The 18,617-nt window shown below is 71.8% G+C and carries 15 protein-coding genes; 9 read left to right on the top strand and 6 right to left on the bottom strand.

The window, feature by feature from the left end; genetic code table 11:
• Positions 1 to 21: 21 nt before the first annotated feature.
• Entirely contained in the window at positions 22 to 1,185 is a 1,164-nt protein-coding gene (locus ACZ4SF_RS37315) for a hypothetical protein (protein ID WP_468393375.1), read from the bottom strand.
• A gap of 49 nt (positions 1,186 to 1,234) precedes the next feature.
• The gene (locus tag ACZ4SF_RS37320) at positions 1,235 to 2,176 is read right to left on the bottom strand and encodes a 5-dehydro-4-deoxyglucarate dehydratase (protein WP_468393377.1); all 942 of its coding nucleotides are present in this window, start codon (positions 2,174 to 2,176) and stop codon (positions 1,235 to 1,237) included.
• Positions 2,177 to 2,407: 231 nt separating this feature from the next.
• Between ACZ4SF_RS37320 and ACZ4SF_RS37325 the strand changes: the two genes are divergently transcribed.
• The 7 genes from ACZ4SF_RS37325 (at position 2,408) to ACZ4SF_RS37355 (ending at position 9,860) form a co-directional block, all read left to right on the top strand.
• A complete protein-coding gene (locus ACZ4SF_RS37325) occupies positions 2,408 to 3,217 on the top strand; it encodes an NAD-dependent epimerase/dehydratase family protein (protein WP_468393378.1) in 810 nt (269 codons plus the stop codon).
• 274 nt (positions 3,218 to 3,491) lie between these two features.
• Positions 3,492 to 4,262, top strand: a complete 771-nt coding sequence (locus tag ACZ4SF_RS37330) for a DeoR/GlpR family DNA-binding transcription regulator (protein ID WP_468393380.1) — start codon at positions 3,492 to 3,494, stop codon at positions 4,260 to 4,262.
• Between the two features lie 110 nt (positions 4,263 to 4,372).
• Complete coding sequence (locus tag ACZ4SF_RS37335) at positions 4,373 to 5,743, top strand: ABC transporter substrate-binding protein (RefSeq protein WP_468393382.1); 1,371 nt, start codon at positions 4,373 to 4,375, stop codon at positions 5,741 to 5,743.
• Positions 5,740 to 6,678, top strand: coding sequence for a carbohydrate ABC transporter permease (locus ACZ4SF_RS37340; RefSeq protein WP_468393384.1), 939 nt, complete (start codon positions 5,740 to 5,742; stop codon positions 6,676 to 6,678). Before ACZ4SF_RS37335 ends, ACZ4SF_RS37340 begins: the two co-directional genes overlap by 4 nt.
• Entirely contained in the window at positions 6,675 to 7,514 is an 840-nt protein-coding gene (locus ACZ4SF_RS37345; RefSeq protein ID WP_468393386.1) for a carbohydrate ABC transporter permease, read from the top strand. Before ACZ4SF_RS37340 ends, ACZ4SF_RS37345 begins: the two co-directional genes overlap by 4 nt.
• Complete coding sequence (locus tag ACZ4SF_RS37350) at positions 7,511 to 8,500, top strand: zinc-dependent alcohol dehydrogenase family protein (RefSeq protein ID WP_468393388.1); 990 nt, start codon at positions 7,511 to 7,513, stop codon at positions 8,498 to 8,500. The genes ACZ4SF_RS37345 and ACZ4SF_RS37350 overlap by 4 nt, the downstream gene beginning before the upstream one ends.
• Positions 8,501 to 8,675: 175 nt before the next feature.
• The gene (locus ACZ4SF_RS37355; RefSeq protein ID WP_468393390.1) at positions 8,676 to 9,860 is read left to right on the top strand and encodes a TerD family protein; all 1,185 of its coding nucleotides are present in this window, start codon (positions 8,676 to 8,678) and stop codon (positions 9,858 to 9,860) included.
• 182 nt (positions 9,861 to 10,042) lie between these two features.
• On the opposite strand, the gene ACZ4SF_RS37360 is transcribed toward ACZ4SF_RS37355, so the two are convergent.
• A complete protein-coding gene (locus ACZ4SF_RS37360) occupies positions 10,043 to 10,612 on the bottom strand; it encodes a TetR/AcrR family transcriptional regulator (RefSeq protein ID WP_468393392.1) in 570 nt (189 codons plus the stop codon).
• Between the two features lie 151 nt (positions 10,613 to 10,763).
• Between ACZ4SF_RS37360 and ACZ4SF_RS37365 the strand changes: the two genes are divergently transcribed.
• On the top strand, positions 10,764 to 10,943 hold the full coding sequence (locus ACZ4SF_RS37365; protein ID WP_468393393.1) for a hypothetical protein: 180 nt from the start codon (positions 10,764 to 10,766) through the stop codon (positions 10,941 to 10,943).
• A gap of 18 nt (positions 10,944 to 10,961) precedes the next feature.
• On the opposite strand, the gene ACZ4SF_RS37370 is transcribed toward ACZ4SF_RS37365, so the two are convergent.
• The 3 genes from ACZ4SF_RS37370 to ACZ4SF_RS37380 form a co-directional block, all read right to left on the bottom strand.
• Positions 10,962 to 12,542 (bottom strand): TROVE domain-containing protein, encoded by a 1,581-nt coding sequence (locus ACZ4SF_RS37370; RefSeq protein ID WP_468393394.1) that lies wholly within the window; start codon positions 12,540 to 12,542, stop codon positions 10,962 to 10,964.
• Between the two features lie 509 nt (positions 12,543 to 13,051).
• Complete coding sequence (locus ACZ4SF_RS37375; protein ID WP_468393395.1) at positions 13,052 to 14,509, bottom strand: alkaline phosphatase PhoX; 1,458 nt, start codon at positions 14,507 to 14,509, stop codon at positions 13,052 to 13,054.
• 444 nt (positions 14,510 to 14,953) lie between these two features.
• Positions 14,954 to 16,381: a hypothetical protein gene (locus ACZ4SF_RS37380; RefSeq protein ID WP_468393396.1), complete on the bottom strand. Its 1,428-nt coding sequence runs from the start codon at positions 16,379 to 16,381 to the stop codon at positions 14,954 to 14,956.
• 265 nt (positions 16,382 to 16,646) lie between these two features.
• Between ACZ4SF_RS37380 and ACZ4SF_RS37385 the strand changes: the two genes are divergently transcribed.
• Entirely contained in the window at positions 16,647 to 18,473 is a 1,827-nt protein-coding gene (locus tag ACZ4SF_RS37385) for an endonuclease/exonuclease/phosphatase family protein (RefSeq protein WP_468393397.1), read from the top strand.
• Positions 18,474 to 18,617: the final 144 nt, after the last annotated feature.

Here is an 18,617-nt window from a genome sequence, read left to right on the forward strand (position 1 = left end):
CGGGACGGCCGCCCTGCTGCCTCAGCGGGCGGTCAGTGCCGCGTGCACCGCGGCGAGGTCGCCGTCCGACGCCAACCCGGCGTGATAGAGCCTCAGTTCCGTCGCGCCGTCGGCACGTGCGCGGGCCGCGTCCGCCGCGAGCGTGCCGGGGCTGCCACCCATGCCCGTGACGACAGTGAGTTTGGCGGCCAGTACCTTCCCCTCTCGCGCCTGCCCGGCGAAGGGCGCCAGCAGGGCCGTACCGCCCGTGCAGGGCACCACCACGCCGTCGGCCACGGAGAGGATGTGGGCGGGGTCGACGCCCACGTCGGCGCCGCAGTGGTACGGGACCGGGTCGGCGTGCAGCAGGACCTGGAAGCCGTCGGGTGCGGCGGCGCGTACGGCGGCGACGGCCTCCTCCTGGAGGGTACGGGCGGTCGTCTCGCGCCACGCGCGCGTGGCGGCCGCCGTGTCCTCGCCGAGCAGCTTTCCGGCCGTCGGCCAGCCCTCGTCCTCTGCAGCGCCCCGCCACAGCGGTTCCAGCGCGGCCCGTACGCCGGTCGCCAGCTCGTCGGCGTCGAGGCCGTGTCCGCCGTAGCCGGCGCGGCAGGACGGGCAGAAGCAGAGGGACATCAGGTACTGCCCGGCGTCCCCGAGGCCGACGCCCGAGATCTTGTCGTGGGCGTGCAGGTGCTGCAGTCCGTACCAGCCGAGGGACTCCAGCTCGGTGCCGTGCGCGCCGGGGCGTACGGCGGCCTCGGCGGCCAGGTCGACCAGGTACGCGCGCGTACCTGGCTGGGCGATGCAGGGCGCCCACGGGTAGCGGTCGCCGTAGGCGTTGACGACCGAGGTGTCGGGGTGTTCGGCGCCCAGGCGGGAGTTGTGGGCGAGGACCACCCAGGTGTGCACCTCCAGGCCGGCCGCGGCGAGGGCCTCGGCGGCGTCGCCGTAGGCGTTGCCGGGGGCCCACCGGCCGGCGGGGTAGGGCCGCAGGCCACGGCCCGCCCAGCGCTCGCCGGGCGGGTAGAGGACGGCCGCGTACTCGGCGGTGACGATGCGGTGGCGCGGGTGGCGCGGGGTCAGCGCGCGGGTGGAGTGGTAGGCGGACGCGAGGGTCGCCTGCCGCACGCCGAGCGCCGCGATGCGGGCGGGGGCCCCGGGGTCCCCGTTGACGTCCCAGGGGTAGACGAACGCCGATGCCTTCACACGTCCTCCTCGTCCTCGTGCCGCTCGCCCCGGACACAGCCGTACGCGCTCACGCGTCCTCCTCCAGCAGCGCGTATCCCCGTTCGATGAGCTGGGCGAGCTGTTCGACGTGGTCCTCGGCAGGTTCGTGGAGCGGGGGCCGGACCTCGCCGACGTCCAGGCCGCGCAGCCGTACCCCGGCCTTGACGAGGGAGACGGCGTAGCCGGGGCCCTGGGCCCGCAGGTCGGCGAACGGACGGTAGAAGCCGTCCAGGAGGCGGTGCACCGTGCGCAGGTCGGCGGATTCCAGGGCCTTGTGGAAGGCGAGGGCGATCTCCGGCGCGAAGCAGAACACCGCCGAGGAGTACAGGGTGACGCCGAGCGCGCGGTAGGCGAGCTGGGTCTGTTCGGCGGTGGGCAGGCCGTTGAAGTACAGGAAGCCGCCGGGAGCCTCGGTGCGCACGGCACTGATGATCCGCTGCATGAGGTCGAGGTCGCCGCAGCCGTCCTTGAGCCCGATGACGCCGCCGGTGCGGGCCAGTCCGACCACGGTCCGCGGGGCGAGGACGGCGTTGTCGCGCTGGTAGACGATCACGGGCAGGGCGGTGGCCGCGGCGACCTCCCGGTAGTGCCGCAGCAGGCCCTCCTGGCCGGCGACCACCAGGTACGGCGGCATGGCGAGGAGGCCGTCGGCGCCCGCGTCCGCGGCGAGCCGGGCGTAGCGCACGGCGAGCGCGGTGCCGTAGCCGGCGCCCGCCACGACCGGGACGCGTCCCTCGGCCGCCTCGACGGCCACCCGGACGCAGGCCTCGAACTCCTCCGGCAGCAGCGCGTGGAACTCGCCGGTGCCGCAGCAGGCGAACACGGCGGCGGCACCGGCCGCGACGCCGCGGCGCACATGGGTGCGGTAGACGTCGAGGTCGAGTGGGCCGCCGGGGCCGTAGGCCGTGACGGGGAAGAAGAGCGGTCCGCTCGGTTCGCGGAGCCGGTCGGCGAGAGGGGCTGGCGTCACAGGCGCTCCCTGTCGGTGCATACTTCTGATCAGCGTCTATATGTCTGAACGACCTCACGCTACGGGCCCCGATCGGAGCGGGTCAAGCGCGCGCACGGGCAACACAGCGGCGGACTTCCCCCTGGCACGGCGCACTTGACGAGGCATGTCGGCGCTCCCTAGCGTGTCCACGAATGTGAATACCGTCCATGCATGCAGTCATTGGCTCACGGCCACCAAGGAGACCGAAGGATGCCCGCTCCCCGTACCCTCCTGCTCACCGGCGCCGCCGGCGGGCTCGGCACCCTCATGCGGTCACTGCTGCCGGAGTACGGCTACACACTGCGGCTGTTCGACGTGCGCCCCGTCGAGGACGCGCCGGACGCCATCACCGCCGACCTCGCCGACACGGAGGCGCTGCGCGAAGCGGTGCGCGGCGTGGACGCGATCCTGCACCTCGCGGGCATCTCCCTGGAAGCACCCTTCGAGAAGATCCTGAAGTCCAACATCGCAGGCACCTACAACCTGTACGAGGCCGCCCGCCGGGCGGGCGTGCCGCGGATCGTGTTCGCCTCCTCCAACCACGCCGTCGGCTTCACCCCGGCCCCGCGCGCGGGCGAGGCGCTGATCCCGGTCGACACCCCGCGCCGCCCCGACACCTTCTACGGCCTGTCGAAGTCCTTCGGCGAGGACCTGGCCCAGCTCTACTGGGACAAGCACGGTCTGGAGACCGTCTCCGTACGCATCGGCTCCTGCTTCCCGGAGCCGACCAGCGTGCGCATGCTCTCGGTGTGGATGAGCCCGGCGGACGGCGCCCGCCTCTTCCACGCGGCCCTGACCGCCGAGGAGGTCGGCCACACGGTCGTGCACGGCTCCTCCGCCAACACCCGGCTGTGGTGGGACCTGGGCACCGCGCGGGCGCTCGGCTACGAGCCGCAGGACGACTCCGAGCCGTACGCCGAGAAGCTCATCGCCGAACAGGGTGAACTGGACCCGGAGAACCCGGCGCACACCCATCTGGGCGGGCACTTCGTCAACGACCCGCCGATCTGGCCGTACTGAGCACTCCGCCGGCCCGGAGCGGGCAGAAACGAGCGTCCACGCGCGCGGGCGGGCACCGAACGGGCCCGCCCGCCACCGTGTCCGGGCATGCGCCGTGCCCGATCCCACCTCGTTCCGGACAGCCCCGCAGGTCCGCGGCGGGCACGGGCCGCGCGGAACGGGCACGAACGGGCAGTATCGGGCTTCCAACAGGCCTGGTCAGCGCCGCGCGCCGACGGTAGAACTTCCCTCATGGGCCCGAACGGGCAGTCCCACGGGGAAGCGGGTGACGACGATGAGCACCAGGAGTGCGGAGGAACGCCAGCGCGAGATCGTGCGGGCCGCACGCGCCACCGGCTCGGTGGACGTCACCGCGCTCGCCGTGGAACTGGGCGTGGCCAAGGAGACCATCCGGCGCGATCTGCGCGCCCTGGAGGACCACGGACTGGTCCGCCGCACCCACGGCGGCGCCTATCCGGTGGAGAGCGCCGGCTTCGAGACGACGCTGGAGTTCCGGGCCACCAGCCACGTACCCGAGAAGCGCCGGATCGCCGCCGCCGCGGCCGGCCTGCTCGGGGACGCCGAGACGGTCTTCGTCGACGAGGGCTTCACCCCGCAGCTCATCGCCGAGGCACTGCCGAGGGACCGGCCGCTGACCGTGGTCACCGCGTCCCTGCCGGTCGCGGGCGCCCTCGCGGAGGCCGACCACATGTCGGTGCTGCTGCTCGGCGGCCGGGTCCGCCCGGGCACACTCGCCACCGTCGACCACTGGACGACGAAGATGCTGGCCGGCTTCGTCATCGACCTCGCCTACATCGGGGCCAACGGCGTCTCCCGCGAGCACGGCCTGACCACCCCCGACCCGGCGGTCAGCGAGGTGAAGGCGCAGGCCGTTCGGGCCGCCCGCCGCACGGTCTTCGCGGGCGTGCACACCAAGTTCGGCGCGGTCAGCTTCTGCCGGTTCGCGGAGATCGGCTCGCTGGAGGCGATCGTGACCAGCACCCTGCTCCCGGCCGCCGAGGCCCACCGCTACTCCCTGCTCGGCCCCCAGGTCATCCGGGTCTGACCCGGCTCCTCTCCCGTCCCCTCTCCCGTCCCGTGGGCGTTCCACCCCTTCAAGCGCCCCTTATATCCCTGAACATCCCGCTCAAGTCCACATATCTCCAGGAGCGATCCATGCGCACCCCGAGCCGACGGAGGCCGCGAGCCACGCTCGCCCTGGCCGCCGCCGGGACGCTGCTCGCCCCCCTGCTCTCCGGCTGCTGGGCCGGCGCGGGCGGGACCGGTTCCGGCGGCGACTCCATCAACGTCCTGATGGTCAACAACCCCCAGATGACCGAGCTGCAGAAGCTGACCGCCGCCCACTTCACCAAGGACACCGGCATCAGGGTCAACTTCACGGTCCTGCCCGAGAACGACGTCCGGGACAAGATCAGTCAGGACTTCGCCAACCAGGCCGGCCAGTACGACGTGGCCACCCTGTCCAACTACGAGATACCGATCTACGCCCGCAACGGCTGGCTGCACGAGATGGACCCCTACGTCGCGAAGGACCCGTCGTACGACGAGCAGGACGTCCTCGAGCCGATGCGCCGGTCCCTCACCGGCGAGGACGGCAAGCTCTACGGCCAGCCCTTCTACGGCGAGTCGTCCTTCCTGATGTACCGCAAGGACGTGTTCGCGGCGAAGGGCCTGACCATGCCCGCCCACCCCACCTGGCAGCAGGTCGCCGGGCTGGCCGCACGGGCCGACGGCGCCGAACCCGGCATGAAGGGCATCTGCCTGCGCGGGCTGCCCGGCTGGGGCGAGCTGATGGCACCGCTGACGACGGTCGTGAACACCTTCGGCGGCACCTGGTTCGACAAGGACTGGAAGGCACGACTGGACTCCCCCGCCTTCAGAAAGGCGACGAAGTTCTATGTCGACCTGGTGCGTTCGCACGGCGAGTCCGGCGCCGCCCAGTCGGGTTTCGCCGAGTGCCTGAACAACATGACCCAGGGCAAGGTCGCCATGTGGTACGACGCCACCTCCGCGGCCGGACTGCTGGAGGCGGCCGCGTCCCCGGTCAAGGGCAAGCTCGGCTACGCCCCCGCTCCCGTGGAGCGGACGAAGTCGTCCGGCTGGCTCTACACCTGGGCCTGGGGCATCCAGCGGGCCTCCCGCAATCCCGACAAGGCCTGGAAGTTCGTGTCCTGGGCGTCGGGCAAGGGCTACGAGCAGCTGGTCGGCGAGACCAGCGGCTGGTCCGACGTCCCCGCGGGCAAGCGGGCGTCGACCTACACGAACGCCGAGTACCGCAGGTCGGCCGCCTCCTTCCAGGACATGACCCGGGAGGCCATCGAGAGCGCCCGGCCGGACGACCCCGGGGTGCAGCCGCGGCCCGCGCCCGGCATCCAGTTCGTGGGCATCCCCGAGTTCACCGACCTCGGCACCAAGGTCTCCCAGGAGATCAGCGCGGCCATCGCCGGACGGCAGTCCGTCGACTCGGCCCTGAAGAAGTCGCAGGCGCTCGCCGAGCGGATCTCCGAGGAGTACGAGGGACGATGACAGCGACGACGACGGCCCCTCGCACGGCCGCCTCCGCAGGGAGCCTGCGGCAGCCCCCGGCCCGGCTGCGTGCCTGGGCCACCCGGGCCCCGCTGCTGCCTGCCCTGGTCTTCATGATCGTGGTGACCCAGCTGCCCTTCGTGGCCACGCTGGTGATCTCCTTCTTCGACTGGAACGCCCTCTACCCGAAGGCCCGCCGCTTCACCGGCCTGGACAACTACCGCCAGGTGCTGACCGACGCCGGCCTGCGCCACTCGGTGTGGACGACCGTGCTGCTCACGGCGGCGGTGGTGCTGGCCAGCCTCGTCCTCGGGCTGGCACTGGCACTGCTGCTGGACCGGAGGTTCCGCGGCCGGGGTGTCGTACGCACCCTGCTCATCGCCCCCTTCCTGGTGGTCCCGGTGGCCGCCGCCCTGCTCTGGAAGCATGTGCTTTACAACCCTGAATACGGCCTGCTCAATGGGTTGTTGCACTATGTGGGCGGCCCCCAGCCGGACTGGGTCTCGCGCACCCCGCTGCTCGCCGTCGAGGCCTCCCTGGTGTGGCAGTGGACGCCGTTCATGATGCTCATCCTGCTCGCCGGGCTGCAGAGCCGGGACCAGCAGCAGATCGAGGCCGCCCGGGTGGACGGCGCGAGCGACTGGCAGGTCTTCCGCCATCTCACCCTGCCCCATCTGCGCCGCTACCTGGAGCTGGGCGCCCTGCTGGGGTCGGTCTACATCGTCCAGAACTTCGACGCGGTCTTCACGATCACATCCGGCGGCCTGGGCACCGCCAACCTGCCCTACACCGTCTACCAGAGCTTCTACCAGGCCCACGAGAACGGCCTCGCGTCCGCCGCGGGCGTCCTCGTGGTCATCGGCTCGATCGTCATCGCGACCTTCGCGCTGCGCGTGGTGTCGTCCCTGTTCCGCGAGGAGGTGTCCCGCGCATGAGTGCCGTACGACCGCATGCCGTACGACGAGGCGGGCTGGGCCTGCTGGCCTGGCTGGCCGGGATCGTGTTCTTCCTGCCGATCGCGTGGATGGCGCTGACGTCGTTCCACTCGGAGTCCGACGCGGCGGCCAACCCGCCCTCCTTCGCCGCGTCGCTGACGCTCGACGGCTACCGCGAGTTCTTCGGCAGCGGCGGCGGGGCGAGCCCGTGGCCCGCGCTCGTCAACTCCACGGTCGCCTCGGTGGCCTCGACGCTCCTGGTCCTCCTGCTGGCGCTCCCGGCGGCCTACGCGCTGTCGATCCGGCCGGTCAGGAAGTGGACCGACGTGCTGTTCTTCTTCCTCTCCACCAAGATGCTGCCGGCCGTGGCGGGCCTGCTGCCCGTCTACCTGTTCGCCAAGAACGCCGGGATGCTCGACAACATCTGGCTCCTGGTCGTCCTCTACACCTCCATGAACCTGCCGATCGCGGTGTGGATGATGCAGTCCTTCCTCGCCGAGGTGCCGGTCGCCGTCATCGAGGCGGCCCGGGTGGACGGCGCCCGGCTGCCGGTGATCCTCGCGCGCGTGGTGGCCCCCATCGCCCTGCCCGGCATCGCCGCCACCGCCCTGATCTGCTTCATCTTCAGCTGGAACGAGCTGCTGTTCGCCCGGGTCCTGACGGGCGTGGTCGCCGAGACCGCCCCCGTCTTCCTGACCGGCTTCATCACCAGCCAGGGCCTGTTCCTGGCCAAGGTGTGCGCCGCGTCGCTCGTCGTCTCCCTGCCGGTGCTCGCCGCGGGGTTCGCCGCCCAGGACAAGCTGGTCCAGGGCCTGTCGTTGGGAGCCGTGAAATGAAGGCCGCCGTCATCGAGTCCGTGGGCCGTGCCGTGGTCACCGAGGTCCCCGACCCGACGCCAGGGCCCCGCGAGGTCGTCGTCGAGGTCGCGGCGTGCGGTCTGTGCGGCACCGACCTGCACATCCTGCAGGGCGAGTTCGCGCCCAAGCTGCCGATCGTCCCCGGGCACGAGTTCGCCGGCGTGGTCGTCGGCGTCGGCAGCCAGGTCACCGAGGTGGCGGCCGGCGACCGGGTGGCCGTGGACCCGTCCCTGTACTGCCACGAGTGCCGGTACTGCCGGACCGGCCACAACAACCTCTGCGAGCGGTGGGCCGCGATCGGCGTGACGACGGCGGGCGGCGCCGCACAGTACGCGCTCGCGCCCGTGGCGAACTGCGTGAAGCTGCCCGAGCACGTGCGCACCGAGGACGCCGCCCTGGTGGAGCCGCTGTCCTGCGCGGTGCGCGGCTACGACGTCCTCCGGTCCCGTCTGGGCGCCCATGTGCTGATCTACGGCTCCGGGACCATGGGCCTGATGATGCTGGAGCTGGCCAAGCGGACCGGGGCGGCGAGCGTGGACGTGGTGGACGTCAACCCGGCCCGGCTGGAGACGGCACGCCGGCTCGGCGTCTCGGCGTCCGCCGCGAACGCCGACGAACTGGAACGACCGCAGGGCTGGGACGTGGTCGTGGACGCGACCGGCAACGCGGCGGCGATCCAGGACGGCCTGGACCGGGTGGCGAAGGCGGGTACGTTCCTGCAGTTCGGGGTGGCCGACTACGCGACGCGCGTGACCATCGCCCCGTACCGCGTCTACAACCAGGAGATCACCATCACCGGCTCCATGGCGGTGCTGCACAGTTTCGAGCGGGCGGCGGAGCTGTTCGCGAACGGTGTCCTGGACCCCGAGGTGTTCATCAGCGACCGGATCCCGCTGGAGCGTTACCCGCAGGCGCTGGAGCAGTTCGCGGCGGGCGTGGGGCGGAAGATCGTGGTGGTGCCCTGAGCCGGCCGGAAGTCGGCTCGACGGCGGTGCCCCGAGCCGGTCGGGGGTCCGCTGTCCTGTGATGCAGCGGGCAAGCGGGAGTCGGCTCGACGGCGGTGCCCTGAGCCGATCGGGGGTCCGCTCGTCGGTAAGGGAACGGTAAAGCGGTGTCGTTCGTTCACCCGGCATGACAGCTATGACCCCAGGCTCGAACATCCCTCTGTCGGCCGCCCGCGTGACGGTGGACGTCTCCGCGCCGGTGCGGCTCGACGTGTCGGGCCTGCTGCTCACCGCCGACGGCAAGGTGCGCTCCGACGACGACTTCATCTTCTACAACCAGCCCGCCGGCCCGGGCGTGACGTACACCTCCGGCGGCGGGGCGGCGCCGGACGCGATCACGGTGGACACCGCCGCCGTGCCGCCGGACATCGAGAAGATCGTGGTCACGGCCAGCCCGGACGCGGCGGGCCAGACCTTCCAGGGCATCGAGCCGACCGCCACGATCCGGGACGCCGACGGCGGCACGCCCCTGGCGACGTTCACCCCGCCGCAGCTCGGCACGGAGACGGCGCTGGTGGTCGTGGAGATCTACCGGCGCAACGGCCAGTGGAAGGCCCGCGCCGTCGGCCAGGGGTACGCCAACGGGCTGGCGGGCATCGCGACGGACTTCGGCGTGACGGTGGAGGAGCCCGCCGCCGCCCCGGCGGCCCCGCCGCAGCCCTCCGCCCCGCCCGCCCCTGCCGTCCAGGCCCCGACCGCACCGCCCGTCCCCGCCGCCCCGCCGGCTCCGGCGCCGGGAGCCGGAAAGATCAACCTGGACAAGGGCCGGGTCAGCCTCCAGAAGAACCAGACCGTGTCCCTGGTCAAGGGCGGCCGGCCACTGCTGTCCCAGGTGCAGATGGGGCTCGGCTGGGAGCCCGCGTTCCGCGGCAAGGACATCGACCTGGACGCCTCGGTCATCGCCTACGGCCCGCAGCGCAACCACATCGACAGCTGCTACTTCGGCAAGCTGACGATCCTGAACGGCGCGGTCAAGCACTCCGGCGACAACCTCACCGGTGAGGGCGGCGGCGACGACGAGGTGATCGTGGTCGACCTCGGCCGCCTCCCCCAGGAGGTCACCGGCCTCGTCTTCACGGTCAACTCCTTCTCCGGCCAGAAGTTCACGGAGGTCGCCAAGGCGTACTGTCGCCTGATCGACGCCGCCACGGGCGAGGAGCTGGTCCGCTTCGACCTCACCGGCGCGGAGCCCCAGACGGGCGTGATGATGGCCAAGCTCATCCGCCAGTTCTCCGGCGAGTGGGACATGACGGCGATGGGCGAATTCGTGAAGGCCCGCACCGTACGCAACATGGTGCAGCCGGGGGCTCGCGCCCTGTAGCTCGACGTGGACCGGAGTCGCGCCGGGGGTCCGCCGTCATCGTTGCGGCCGTCGCCCGGCTGCGGCACCGCCCTGGCCGCTCGCGCAGTTCCCCGCGCCCCTTGCGGGGCGCTGCTCCGCCCGGGCGAGTCCCAGCCTCCGCCGCCAGGCCCGGTACCGGCCGAGCGGTGTCGCAGAGCCCGTCAGGCGTTGCGCAGTCCCTCGTTCAGCAGCCCCAGACAGCGGCGGATCTCCCGCTCCCCCGTGCCCGCAAGCTCCGCCGCCGACGCCACCCCGTGCGCCAGCCGCAGCACCTCGATCGGCTCGACGTCCCGCCGCAGCGCACCCGCCGTCTGCGCCGCCTCCACCAGCCGGGCCACCGCGCCCTTCACCGTGCTCGCACATGCCGTCAGCGCCGCCGCACCGCCGTCCGTCACCGCCGAGCTGAGCAGGGCTTTCATCCCTCGCACCTGCAGGGTGGCGACAGCCAGCTCGTACAGCCACTCCAGCAGCGCCTCACCCGCCGGCAGTTCCCCGGCGAGTTCGTCGGCGCGTGCCCCCAGCGCTTCCATACGGTCCACGTAGGCCGCCTCCAGCAGCGCCTGCCGGGTCGAGAAGTGCCGGTAGAGGGTGCCGGAGCCGACGCCCGCCCGCTTGGCGATGTCGTCGAGCGACGCGTTCTCCCCGTGTTCGGCGAAGGCCTCCGCCGCCACCTTCAGCAGCCGGTCGTGGTTGCGCCGGGCGTCCGCGCGCATGGGCCTGCCCTGCGTCATCCACTCTCTCCTTGCGAACCGGGGACTCTCTCCGCATCTTATCGAGCACTAAACGGAGACAGTCCCCGCTTACGGCTCATGGTGCTCTGTGGGCAGCTGAACCCTGCCCGCGAGGCTGGGTGGCACGGTCGGCCTGTCCGTCCTGGTCACGGTGTACGGCACGGCCACCCGGCACGCCACCGGCTCCGCGGACGCCGTCCTCACCCCCGGCGCCGCCCGCGCCTTCGCCGCCGGCGCCCTCATCACCCTGGCCGGTCTGCTCGTGGCGGCGGCGGTCCTGGCCGGCCGGCGCAAGGCCGCCCGGACACCCGGCCGGGGCAGGGCGCTGTAGGCGTTCGGGGCCGGCTGCTCAGCCGAGCCAGGGCCAGCGCCCGTCCCGGCCGCTCTCCAGCAGCGTGACCATGCGGAAGGCCGCGTCGGAAAGGCCGCCGAACGTGTGCCGGTTGCCCGTGCCCGACGGGCCGTGGCCCGCCCGGTAGCCCGCCAGGTTCCAGGTGTAGACCGGGATGCGCCCCGGTATCTGGGCGGTCGGGCCGCCGTGCCGGTTCGGGGCGTACTGCTCGTCGGTGACGATCAGCACCCGGTCGTGGTTCCTGTAGTGCCGGCGCACCGCCTCGGTCGTGTCCGTGCCGCCCAGGTCGCCGAAGCGCTCCAGGACCTTCAGCACCGACTCGCCCCTGCGGAAGGCCACCCGGTCACTGGTCGAACCGAACTGCACGAGATCGGCGTCGGCCGCGCGCAGCGCCAGGGCGGCACCGAAGACCGCCGCGGCGTCGGCCCGGTTGAGCTGCGAGCGCTCCGACACCGGCGACCAGAACATGGAACCCGAACGGTCGACCAGCACCAGCGTCCGCCCCGGCAGCGCGGGTACGTTGGCCAGCGAGTGGCCGAGGGCCTGCTCCAGCGGGTAGGACCAGCGCAGCGACGGCGCGTGCTGGTAGGCGGCCAGGAAGCGGAAGGGGAACTGCCGCGAGCGGCGCACCTGCTCCGGGTCGCTGATCTTCGCCGCGACCTGTGCGGCGACCTCGTCCGAGACCCCGGCCTCGTCGAAGTTCCGCAGGTTGCGGACCAGCGCCATCGCGCCCATGGACGGGATCACGGCCTCCCAGGCCGCCTTGTCCATCGGCCCCTGCAGCCAGCCGGCCAGCGCCTCCCAGGTGATGCCGGCCGCCGCCAGCCGCTCGGCACCGCCGGGCGAGGTGACGACCGCCCGCCGCTGCTCGACGGGCAGCGCCATCAGCTCGCGGTGCGCGGTGAGCACCGGCAGCGACGCCGGCGCCTCGGCGGTGTCCGGGTGGTGCCGCCGGTCGAGGGCGTACCGGAACAGCTCGCCCTGCCACGGCTTGTCCGGGTCCGGCGCCGCGTGCACCAGGTTCAGGATGTCGCCGAAGCGGTAGCCCTTGGACGCGGTGTCGTACTTCAGCAGCGACCTGGCGTGGTAGAGCCGTCGAACGGCGTCGGCGACACCGCGCTTGACCGGCTTGGGGAGCGCGCGGCCGTACACCGACGTCCAGTACCCGAGCAGTTCGCCGGGCTCGTCCGGGCGCTGCAGCACCGACTCCACGACCTGCCGGTTGGACGGGCCGCCGGTAGCGCCGGCCGCCAGCCGTGCGTGCACGTACTCGGCGGCGCCCACGATCGAGGCCGTCCGCATGTTCCCCTCGCCCCGCAACCAGGCGAGCAGGCCCGCCGTCCAGTCCGGGTCGATGACGGCGAGGTCGCGGACGAGGCGGGTGAAGCGGTCGTCGCGGTCCTCGGCGCGCTCGTAGAAGGTGCCCGTGGCGAAGTGGGACACCGCCAGCAGGAAAAGCTCGGAGCGCGCGTCACGTTCCTGCCCGCGGCCCCCCTCGTACGTGCGCAGCACCCGTCCCGTCGAGGTGACCCTCGAAGTGGGCTGCGCGCGGGCGGACTTGCTGTTGAATCGCGCCATGACGAATTCCCCCGAATTCTCTGGAGTTTCGGAGGGAGCCGCAGCAAATGGAGGATGCCCGAGATCAGGATTCGGCGACGGGACTTATCACCTGGCGCGTCTTCCCTTTCGCCACACCGGCCCTGAGCCAATGACGGGACTCGAACCCGCACCCCTGTTCCCAAGGACCAGGTCCCTGAAGTATCCGCTGCCTGCGCACCGGGCACCCACGATGTGCTGCGCCTCCCGAGATCAGGTCGGCGGCGGTTCCGGATTCTCTTTGCAAAAGAAGTAACCGCAGCCTGCGCACCGGGAGGTGCATGAAGTTTTCGGTGTCCAGAGATCGAGGTCGGCGGAACCACGTGGTGCTCTGCCCCTGAGCTACACCGGCCTGTAGGAGCCGGTGGCGGGATTCGAACCCGCGGCCTCCCCATTAAGAGTGGAAGTAGGTCCTGCCTGTCGCACCTGGACGAGGACCACTCTAGGAGGGGGCCGCGGGACGAGCGAGCGAATTAATCACCGTCCGGAAATCAGTCGCACTTCTGCCGCTTCCAGGGCCCCGTGATGGCGAGCATGATGCCCGGGGTCTGGATGTTGGCGAACAGGGTGCGGCCGTCGGGCGAGAAGGTGACGCCGGTGAACTCGCTGTACTCCGGCTCCTCCTCGGTGCCGATGTTCAGCTCGTTGCGGGCGATCGGGTAGGTGCGGCCGCTCTCGGTGGCGCCGAACAGGTGCTGGATGCCCTCGCCGTCCTCGGCGATGACCAGGCCGCCGTACGGGGAGACGGTGATGTTGTCCGGGCCGTCGAGGGCGCCGTCCTCGGCCGGGTCGGTGTTCACGCCGAGCAGGACCTTCAGCGTCAGCGTGCGGCGCTTGGGGTCGTAGAACCAGACCTGGCCGTCGTGCTGGACCGGGCTCTCCTGGCGGGCGAAGGAGGAGACGATGTAGACGCCGGCGTCGCCCCACCACATGCCCTCGAGCTTGCGGGCGCGGGTGACCTGGCCTTCGGTGAACTGCTTGCGCACCGAGACGGTCTTGGCGTCACGGTCGGGGACGTCCACCCAGTCGACGCCGTAGACGGTACCGATCCTGGTGGCGCGGGACAGGTCGTCCACGAACTTGCCGCCGGAGTCGAAGCACTTGAACGCCTGGAGCACGCCCGCGTCGTCGGCGAGGGTGCGCAGCTTGCCGCGGCCGTGACGGAAGCCCTCCGGCGGGGTCCAGCGGTACAGCAGACCGTTCGGGGTGTCCGCGTCCTCGGTCAGGTAGAGGTGACCGCGCTTCGGATCGACGACGACGGCCTCGTGGGCGTAGCGGCCGAGCGCCTTGACGGGCTTGGGGTCGCGGTTGGCCCGGCGGTCCTCCGGGTCGACCTCGAAGACGTAGCCGTGGTCCTTGGTCATGCCGTTCTTGCCGGCCTTGTCCTCGGTCTCCTCGCAGGTGAGCCAGGTGTCCCAGGGAGTGCGGCCACCGGCGCAGTTCTGCGAGGTGCCGGCGATGCCCACCCACTCGGCGACGTGGCCGCGGCGGACCTCGACGACCGTGCAGCCACCGGAGGCGGCGGGGTCGTAGACCAGGCCCTCGGTCAGCGGCACCGGGTACTTCCAGTTGGCGCGCGGGCCCTTCAGCTCGTGGTTGTTGACGAGCAGGGTGGCGCCGCGGGGGCCGTCGAAGGTGGCCGTGCCGTCATGGTTGGACGGGGTGAACTCGCCGGACTCCAGCTTGGTCCTGCCGCTGTAGGTGATGATCTCGTACTCGAAGCCGGCGGGCAGGGCGAGGATGCCGTCGGGGTCGGCGATCAGCGGGCCGTAGCCGACGCCGTGGTGGTGAGGGTGGCCCCCGTGTGCGGACTCGGCCTCGGCGCTCTCGGTCTCCGTGGCGGCAAGGGCGTTCGGCGCGGTGGCGAGGGCGCCGACGCTGCCCGCCAGGGCGACCCCGGCACCGGTGATCGCGGATTTTCTGGCGAAGTCCCTGCGGGTGAGCGACATGGTGTCTCCTGTGACGACGGTGGCAGTGCCGTGGAGGGTGGGGGGCCTCGGTTCGGCGCACACGCTCCCGCCCACTGCTGAACGGGAGTTGAACGACGGGCTACCACCGAGGCGCCTGTTCCATGAATCCGTATGCACCGGACCATGGCCAGCAAAAACACCGTCACCTCGCGGCACGGCCGGCATCAGCCGGGCACGCAACCGGGCAGGGGACCGCAGCCGCTGCTCACCCGCTCGGCCGACACCGCGACGGCCACCACTCGCCCCGAAGCCGGAACCCCGCCCGCCGCTCGTCCCGGAACCGTGCTCGCGGCCGTCCGCTCGTCCCGGCAGCCGCGCCCGCCGCTGACCCCGGATACAGAACCGCGTCAGCCGCTCGGTCCGGATCGAGAACCGCGTCCGCCGCTCACCCCGGGACCGTGTGCCCGCGTGCCCGGCCGCCGCTCACCCGCCCTGCTGCGACCGTGCCTTGAACGCCGCCTTCCGGGCCTCCTTGGCCACCTTCTTGTCCGGGTGCAGGCGTCCCATCGCCTCCAGCACGTCGGCGGTTGCGGGGTGGTCCACCCGCCAGGCCGCTGCGAAGAACCCGCTGTGCTGCGCGGCCAGCCCCTCCACGAGGGCCTGCAGTTCCTCGGAGTTGCCCTCGGCCTGGAGCTGTGCGGCCACCGTGTCGATGGTCAGCCAGAACACCATGTCCTGTGAGGGCGCCGGCACCCCGGGGGCACCGCGCTCGCTCAGCCACACCCGGGCGAGCCCGCCCAGCTCGGGGTCGGCGAGGACCTCCCGCAGCGCGGGTTCCGCCTCGGTGCCCATCAGCGACAGCGCCTGCTGGCAGCGCAGCCTGCGCAGCGGCGCCCCGGCGTCGGCGCCGCGCGCCGCGGTCAGCAACTCCCGTGCGGAGGCGAGCGGTTCGCGGCGGGCCAGCCACTGCTCGGTCTCGGCACGGGCGGCGGACTGCCCGAACCGGGCGGTGCCGTCGAGCAGCGCGTCCGCGCCCTTGTCCGCCAGTTCGCCGACGGTCGGCGCCGTGAACCCGGCGTCCAGCAGCCGCGCCCGCAGCCCGTACACGCCGAGCGGGGTGAGCCGGACCATGCCGTAACGGGAGACGTCGGTGTCGTCCACCGGTGCGGCGGGCTCCTCGTCGGCGTCGGCCATCAGTCCCTCGTCGACCGGCTGGTACTCCACGAGCCCGACCGGCTCCAGCATCCGGAACTGGTCGTCCAGCCGCATCATCGCGTCGGAGACCTGCTCCAGGACATCGTTGGTGGGCTCGCCCATGTCGTCGGGCACGATCATGGAGGCGGCGAGTGCGGGCAGCGGGACGGCGCCGCCGCCGGGGCCGTCCTCACTGGCGGTCAGCAGGTAGAGGTTGCCGAGGACGCCGTCGAGGAACTCCGCCTCGGCCTCCGGGTCCCAGTCGAGTGACGAGAAATCGACCTCTCCGCCCCCGTCCAGCGCGTCGACCAGATCGTCCAGGTCGGGCACGCTCGCGTCGGCGACGACGGTCTCCAGGGCGCTGAGCCACACGCCGAGCACGTCCCGCGGGGAGCCGCCGGTGAGCAGCGTCAGCTCCTCCCCCGCCCGGACGGTGCCAGCCTCCTCGTCCACGATCTCGACCAGGCCGGCGTCCACGGCGATCCGCCAGGCCTCGCTGGCGTAGGCGGCCGCGTCGTCACCGCTGAGCCCGAGCAGCTCGGCGGCGGCCGGAAGTTGCTCCTCGGCCAGCCCGCCGCCGGCGTCCACGCGGGTCTCGGGCCCGGCCCAGCGGGCGAGGCGGGCGGCTCGGGAGAGCAACGGCGTGGACAGCGCGGCGCGCGCCAGCTCCGCTTCGGGGTGCAGCCGTACGGGCGGCAGGGGGGAGCTGTCTGACATCGGCTGGTTCTCCTCGGACCGTGAACGGACTCAACCGCTCAGCCTAGACGGATTTCCACCCATGCCACCCGGTTCATCTCTCCGTAAGCGGCCGTACATGGCCGAAACCTTGACAACTCCTGGGGCCAGGCAGGAGATTGACGCGCGTAGAAGTTGGGGGGACAACTGTTCACTCGGCTCTATGCGTGTCACTGAGGGCCACGAGCCCCGCACGCTCCCGTACCACCCTCGTCCCGGCGCTCACGCACGTCCCCGGAGGGAACCCTTGCCGAGCAGGTCTTCCGCGCGCCTCGCCGCGCTCACCGTCGCCGCCGTCTGCAGCGCGGCGTCCGCCGTCGTCCTCACGTCCCCCGCGCACGCCGACTCGGTGCGCATCCACGACATCCAGGGTGCGACCCGAATATCGCCGTTCGCCGGGCAGAAGGTCACGGACGTGCCCGGCGTCGTCACGGCCACGCGCACCTACGGCTCCTCCAAGGGCTTCTGGATCCAGGACGCCACCCCGGACGACAACCCGGCCACCAGTGAGGGCGTGTTCGTCTTCACCAGCTCCGCTCCCAAGGTCGCGGTCGGCGACTCGGTGACGGTGACCGGCACGGTCTCCGAGTACGTCCCGGGCGGCGCCTCGTCCGGCAACCAGTCGGTGACGGAGATCACCAAGCCGACCGTCACCGCCGTCTCCACCGGCAACGCGGTCCCGGCGCCGGTCACGGTCGACGAGGACTCGGTGCCGGACGAGTACGCCCCGGAGGGCGACACGGCCGCCGCCGGCTCGATCAACGGCCTGACCCTCGACCCGTCGGCGTACGCCCTGGACCGCTACGAGTCCCTCGAGGGCATGAACGTCCAGGTCGAGGACGTCCGTGTGGTCACCGCGACCGACCCGTACAACGAGCTGTGGGTCACGGTGAAGCCCTGGGAGCACCGCAACCGCCGCGGCGGCACGGTCTACGGCTCCTACGCGTCCCAGAACACCGGCCGACTGCAGATCCAGTCGCTGGGCGCCACCGCCGACTTCCCGAAGGCGAACGTCGGCGACACGCTGGAGGGCACCACCACCGGCCCGCTGGACTTCAACCAGTTCGGCGGTTACACCCTCGTCGCGAGCAAGCTCGGCACGCTGGACAGCGCCGGTCTGGAGCGCGAGACGACGCAGAAGCAGTCGAGCCGCGAGCTGGCCGTCGCGACGTACAACGTCGAGAACCTCGACCCGTCGGACGCCACGTTCGCCAAGCACGCCTCCGCGATCGTGAACAACCTGCAGTCGCCGGACATCGTGTCCCTGGAGGAGATCCAGGACAACAACGGTGCCAAGGACGACGGCACGGTCGACGCGGACCAGACGGTGAACAAGCTGATCGACGCGGTCGTCGCGGCGGGCGGCCCCAAGTACGACTGGCGCTCCGTCAACCCGGTCAACGACCAGGACGGCGGCGAGCCCGGCGGCAACATCCGCCAGGTGTTCCTGTTCAACCCCGAGCGGGTCTCCTTCGTGGACCGTGCGGGCGGCGACTCGACCACCGCGGTCGGCGTCACCAAGGTGCGCGGCAAGGCCCAGCTGACGGTCTCCCCGGGCCGGATCGACCCGGCGAACGCCGCTTGGAAGAACAGCCGCAAGCCGCTCGCGGGTGAGTTCGTCTTCCGCGGCAAGACCGTCTTCGTGATCGCCAACCACCTCAACTCCAAGGGCGGCGACCAGGGCCTGACCTCGCAGTACCAGCCGCCGGTGCGCAGCTCGGAGATCCAGCGGCACGCCCAGGCGACCGAGGTGAACGCGTTCGTCAAGGACATCCTGTCCGTGCAGAAGAACGCGGACGTCATCGCGCTCGGCGACATCAACGACTTCGAGTTCTCCGGCACCGCGAAGATCCTCGAGGGTGACGGCGAGCTGTGGTCGGCGATCAAGTCGCTGCCGAAGAGCGAGCGTTACACCTATGACTACCAGGGCAACCAGCAGGTCCTGGACCAGATCCTGATCAGCCCGGCGATCCGGCGCGGCTGTGACTTCGAGTACGACAGCGTGCACGTCAACTCGGAGTTCCACGACCAGATCAGCGACCACGACCCGCAGGTGCTGCGGTTCCGCCCATGACACGACGGTTCCCTGCTTGACACGGCGATTCCGTCCATGACACGGCGGCGGGGGGGGGGGGGGGGGGGGGGGGGGGGGGGGGGGAGGGGGGGGGGGTGGGGGGGGGGGGGGGGGGGGGGGGGGGGGGGGGAGGGGGTGGGGAGG

This window comes from Streptomyces sp. NPDC027663, from assembly GCF_055566415.1.

What these genes read in the sequence shown, in the direction of transcription:
- ACZ4SF_RS37325 (WP_468393378.1), top strand. Translation starts at nt 2,408, where the DNA reads ATGCCCGCTCCCCGTACCCTCCTGCTCACCGGCGCCGCCGGCGGGCTC.
- ACZ4SF_RS37330 (WP_468393380.1), top strand. Translation starts at nt 3,492, where the DNA reads ATGAGCACCAGGAGTGCGGAGGAACGCCAGCGCGAGATCGTGCGGGCC.
- ACZ4SF_RS37335 (WP_468393382.1), top strand. Translation starts at nt 4,373, where the DNA reads ATGCGCACCCCGAGCCGACGGAGGCCGCGAGCCACGCTCGCCCTGGCC.
- ACZ4SF_RS37340 (WP_468393384.1), top strand. Translation starts at nt 5,740, where the DNA reads ATGACAGCGACGACGACGGCCCCTCGCACGGCCGCCTCCGCAGGGAGC.
- ACZ4SF_RS37345 (WP_468393386.1), top strand. Translation starts at nt 6,675, where the DNA reads ATGAGTGCCGTACGACCGCATGCCGTACGACGAGGCGGGCTGGGCCTG.
- ACZ4SF_RS37350 (WP_468393388.1), top strand. Translation starts at nt 7,511, where the DNA reads ATGAAGGCCGCCGTCATCGAGTCCGTGGGCCGTGCCGTGGTCACCGAG.
- ACZ4SF_RS37355 (WP_468393390.1), top strand. Translation starts at nt 8,676, where the DNA reads ATGACCCCAGGCTCGAACATCCCTCTGTCGGCCGCCCGCGTGACGGTG.
- ACZ4SF_RS37360 (WP_468393392.1), bottom strand. Translation starts at nt 10,612, where the DNA reads ATGACGCAGGGCAGGCCCATGCGCGCGGACGCCCGGCGCAACCACGAC.
- ACZ4SF_RS37370 (WP_468393394.1), bottom strand. Translation starts at nt 12,542, where the DNA reads ATGGCGCGATTCAACAGCAAGTCCGCCCGCGCGCAGCCCACTTCGAGG.
- ACZ4SF_RS37375 (WP_468393395.1), bottom strand. Translation starts at nt 14,509, where the DNA reads ATGTCGCTCACCCGCAGGGACTTCGCCAGAAAATCCGCGATCACCGGT.
- ACZ4SF_RS37380 (WP_468393396.1), bottom strand. Translation starts at nt 16,381, where the DNA reads ATGTCAGACAGCTCCCCCCTGCCGCCCGTACGGCTGCACCCCGAAGCG.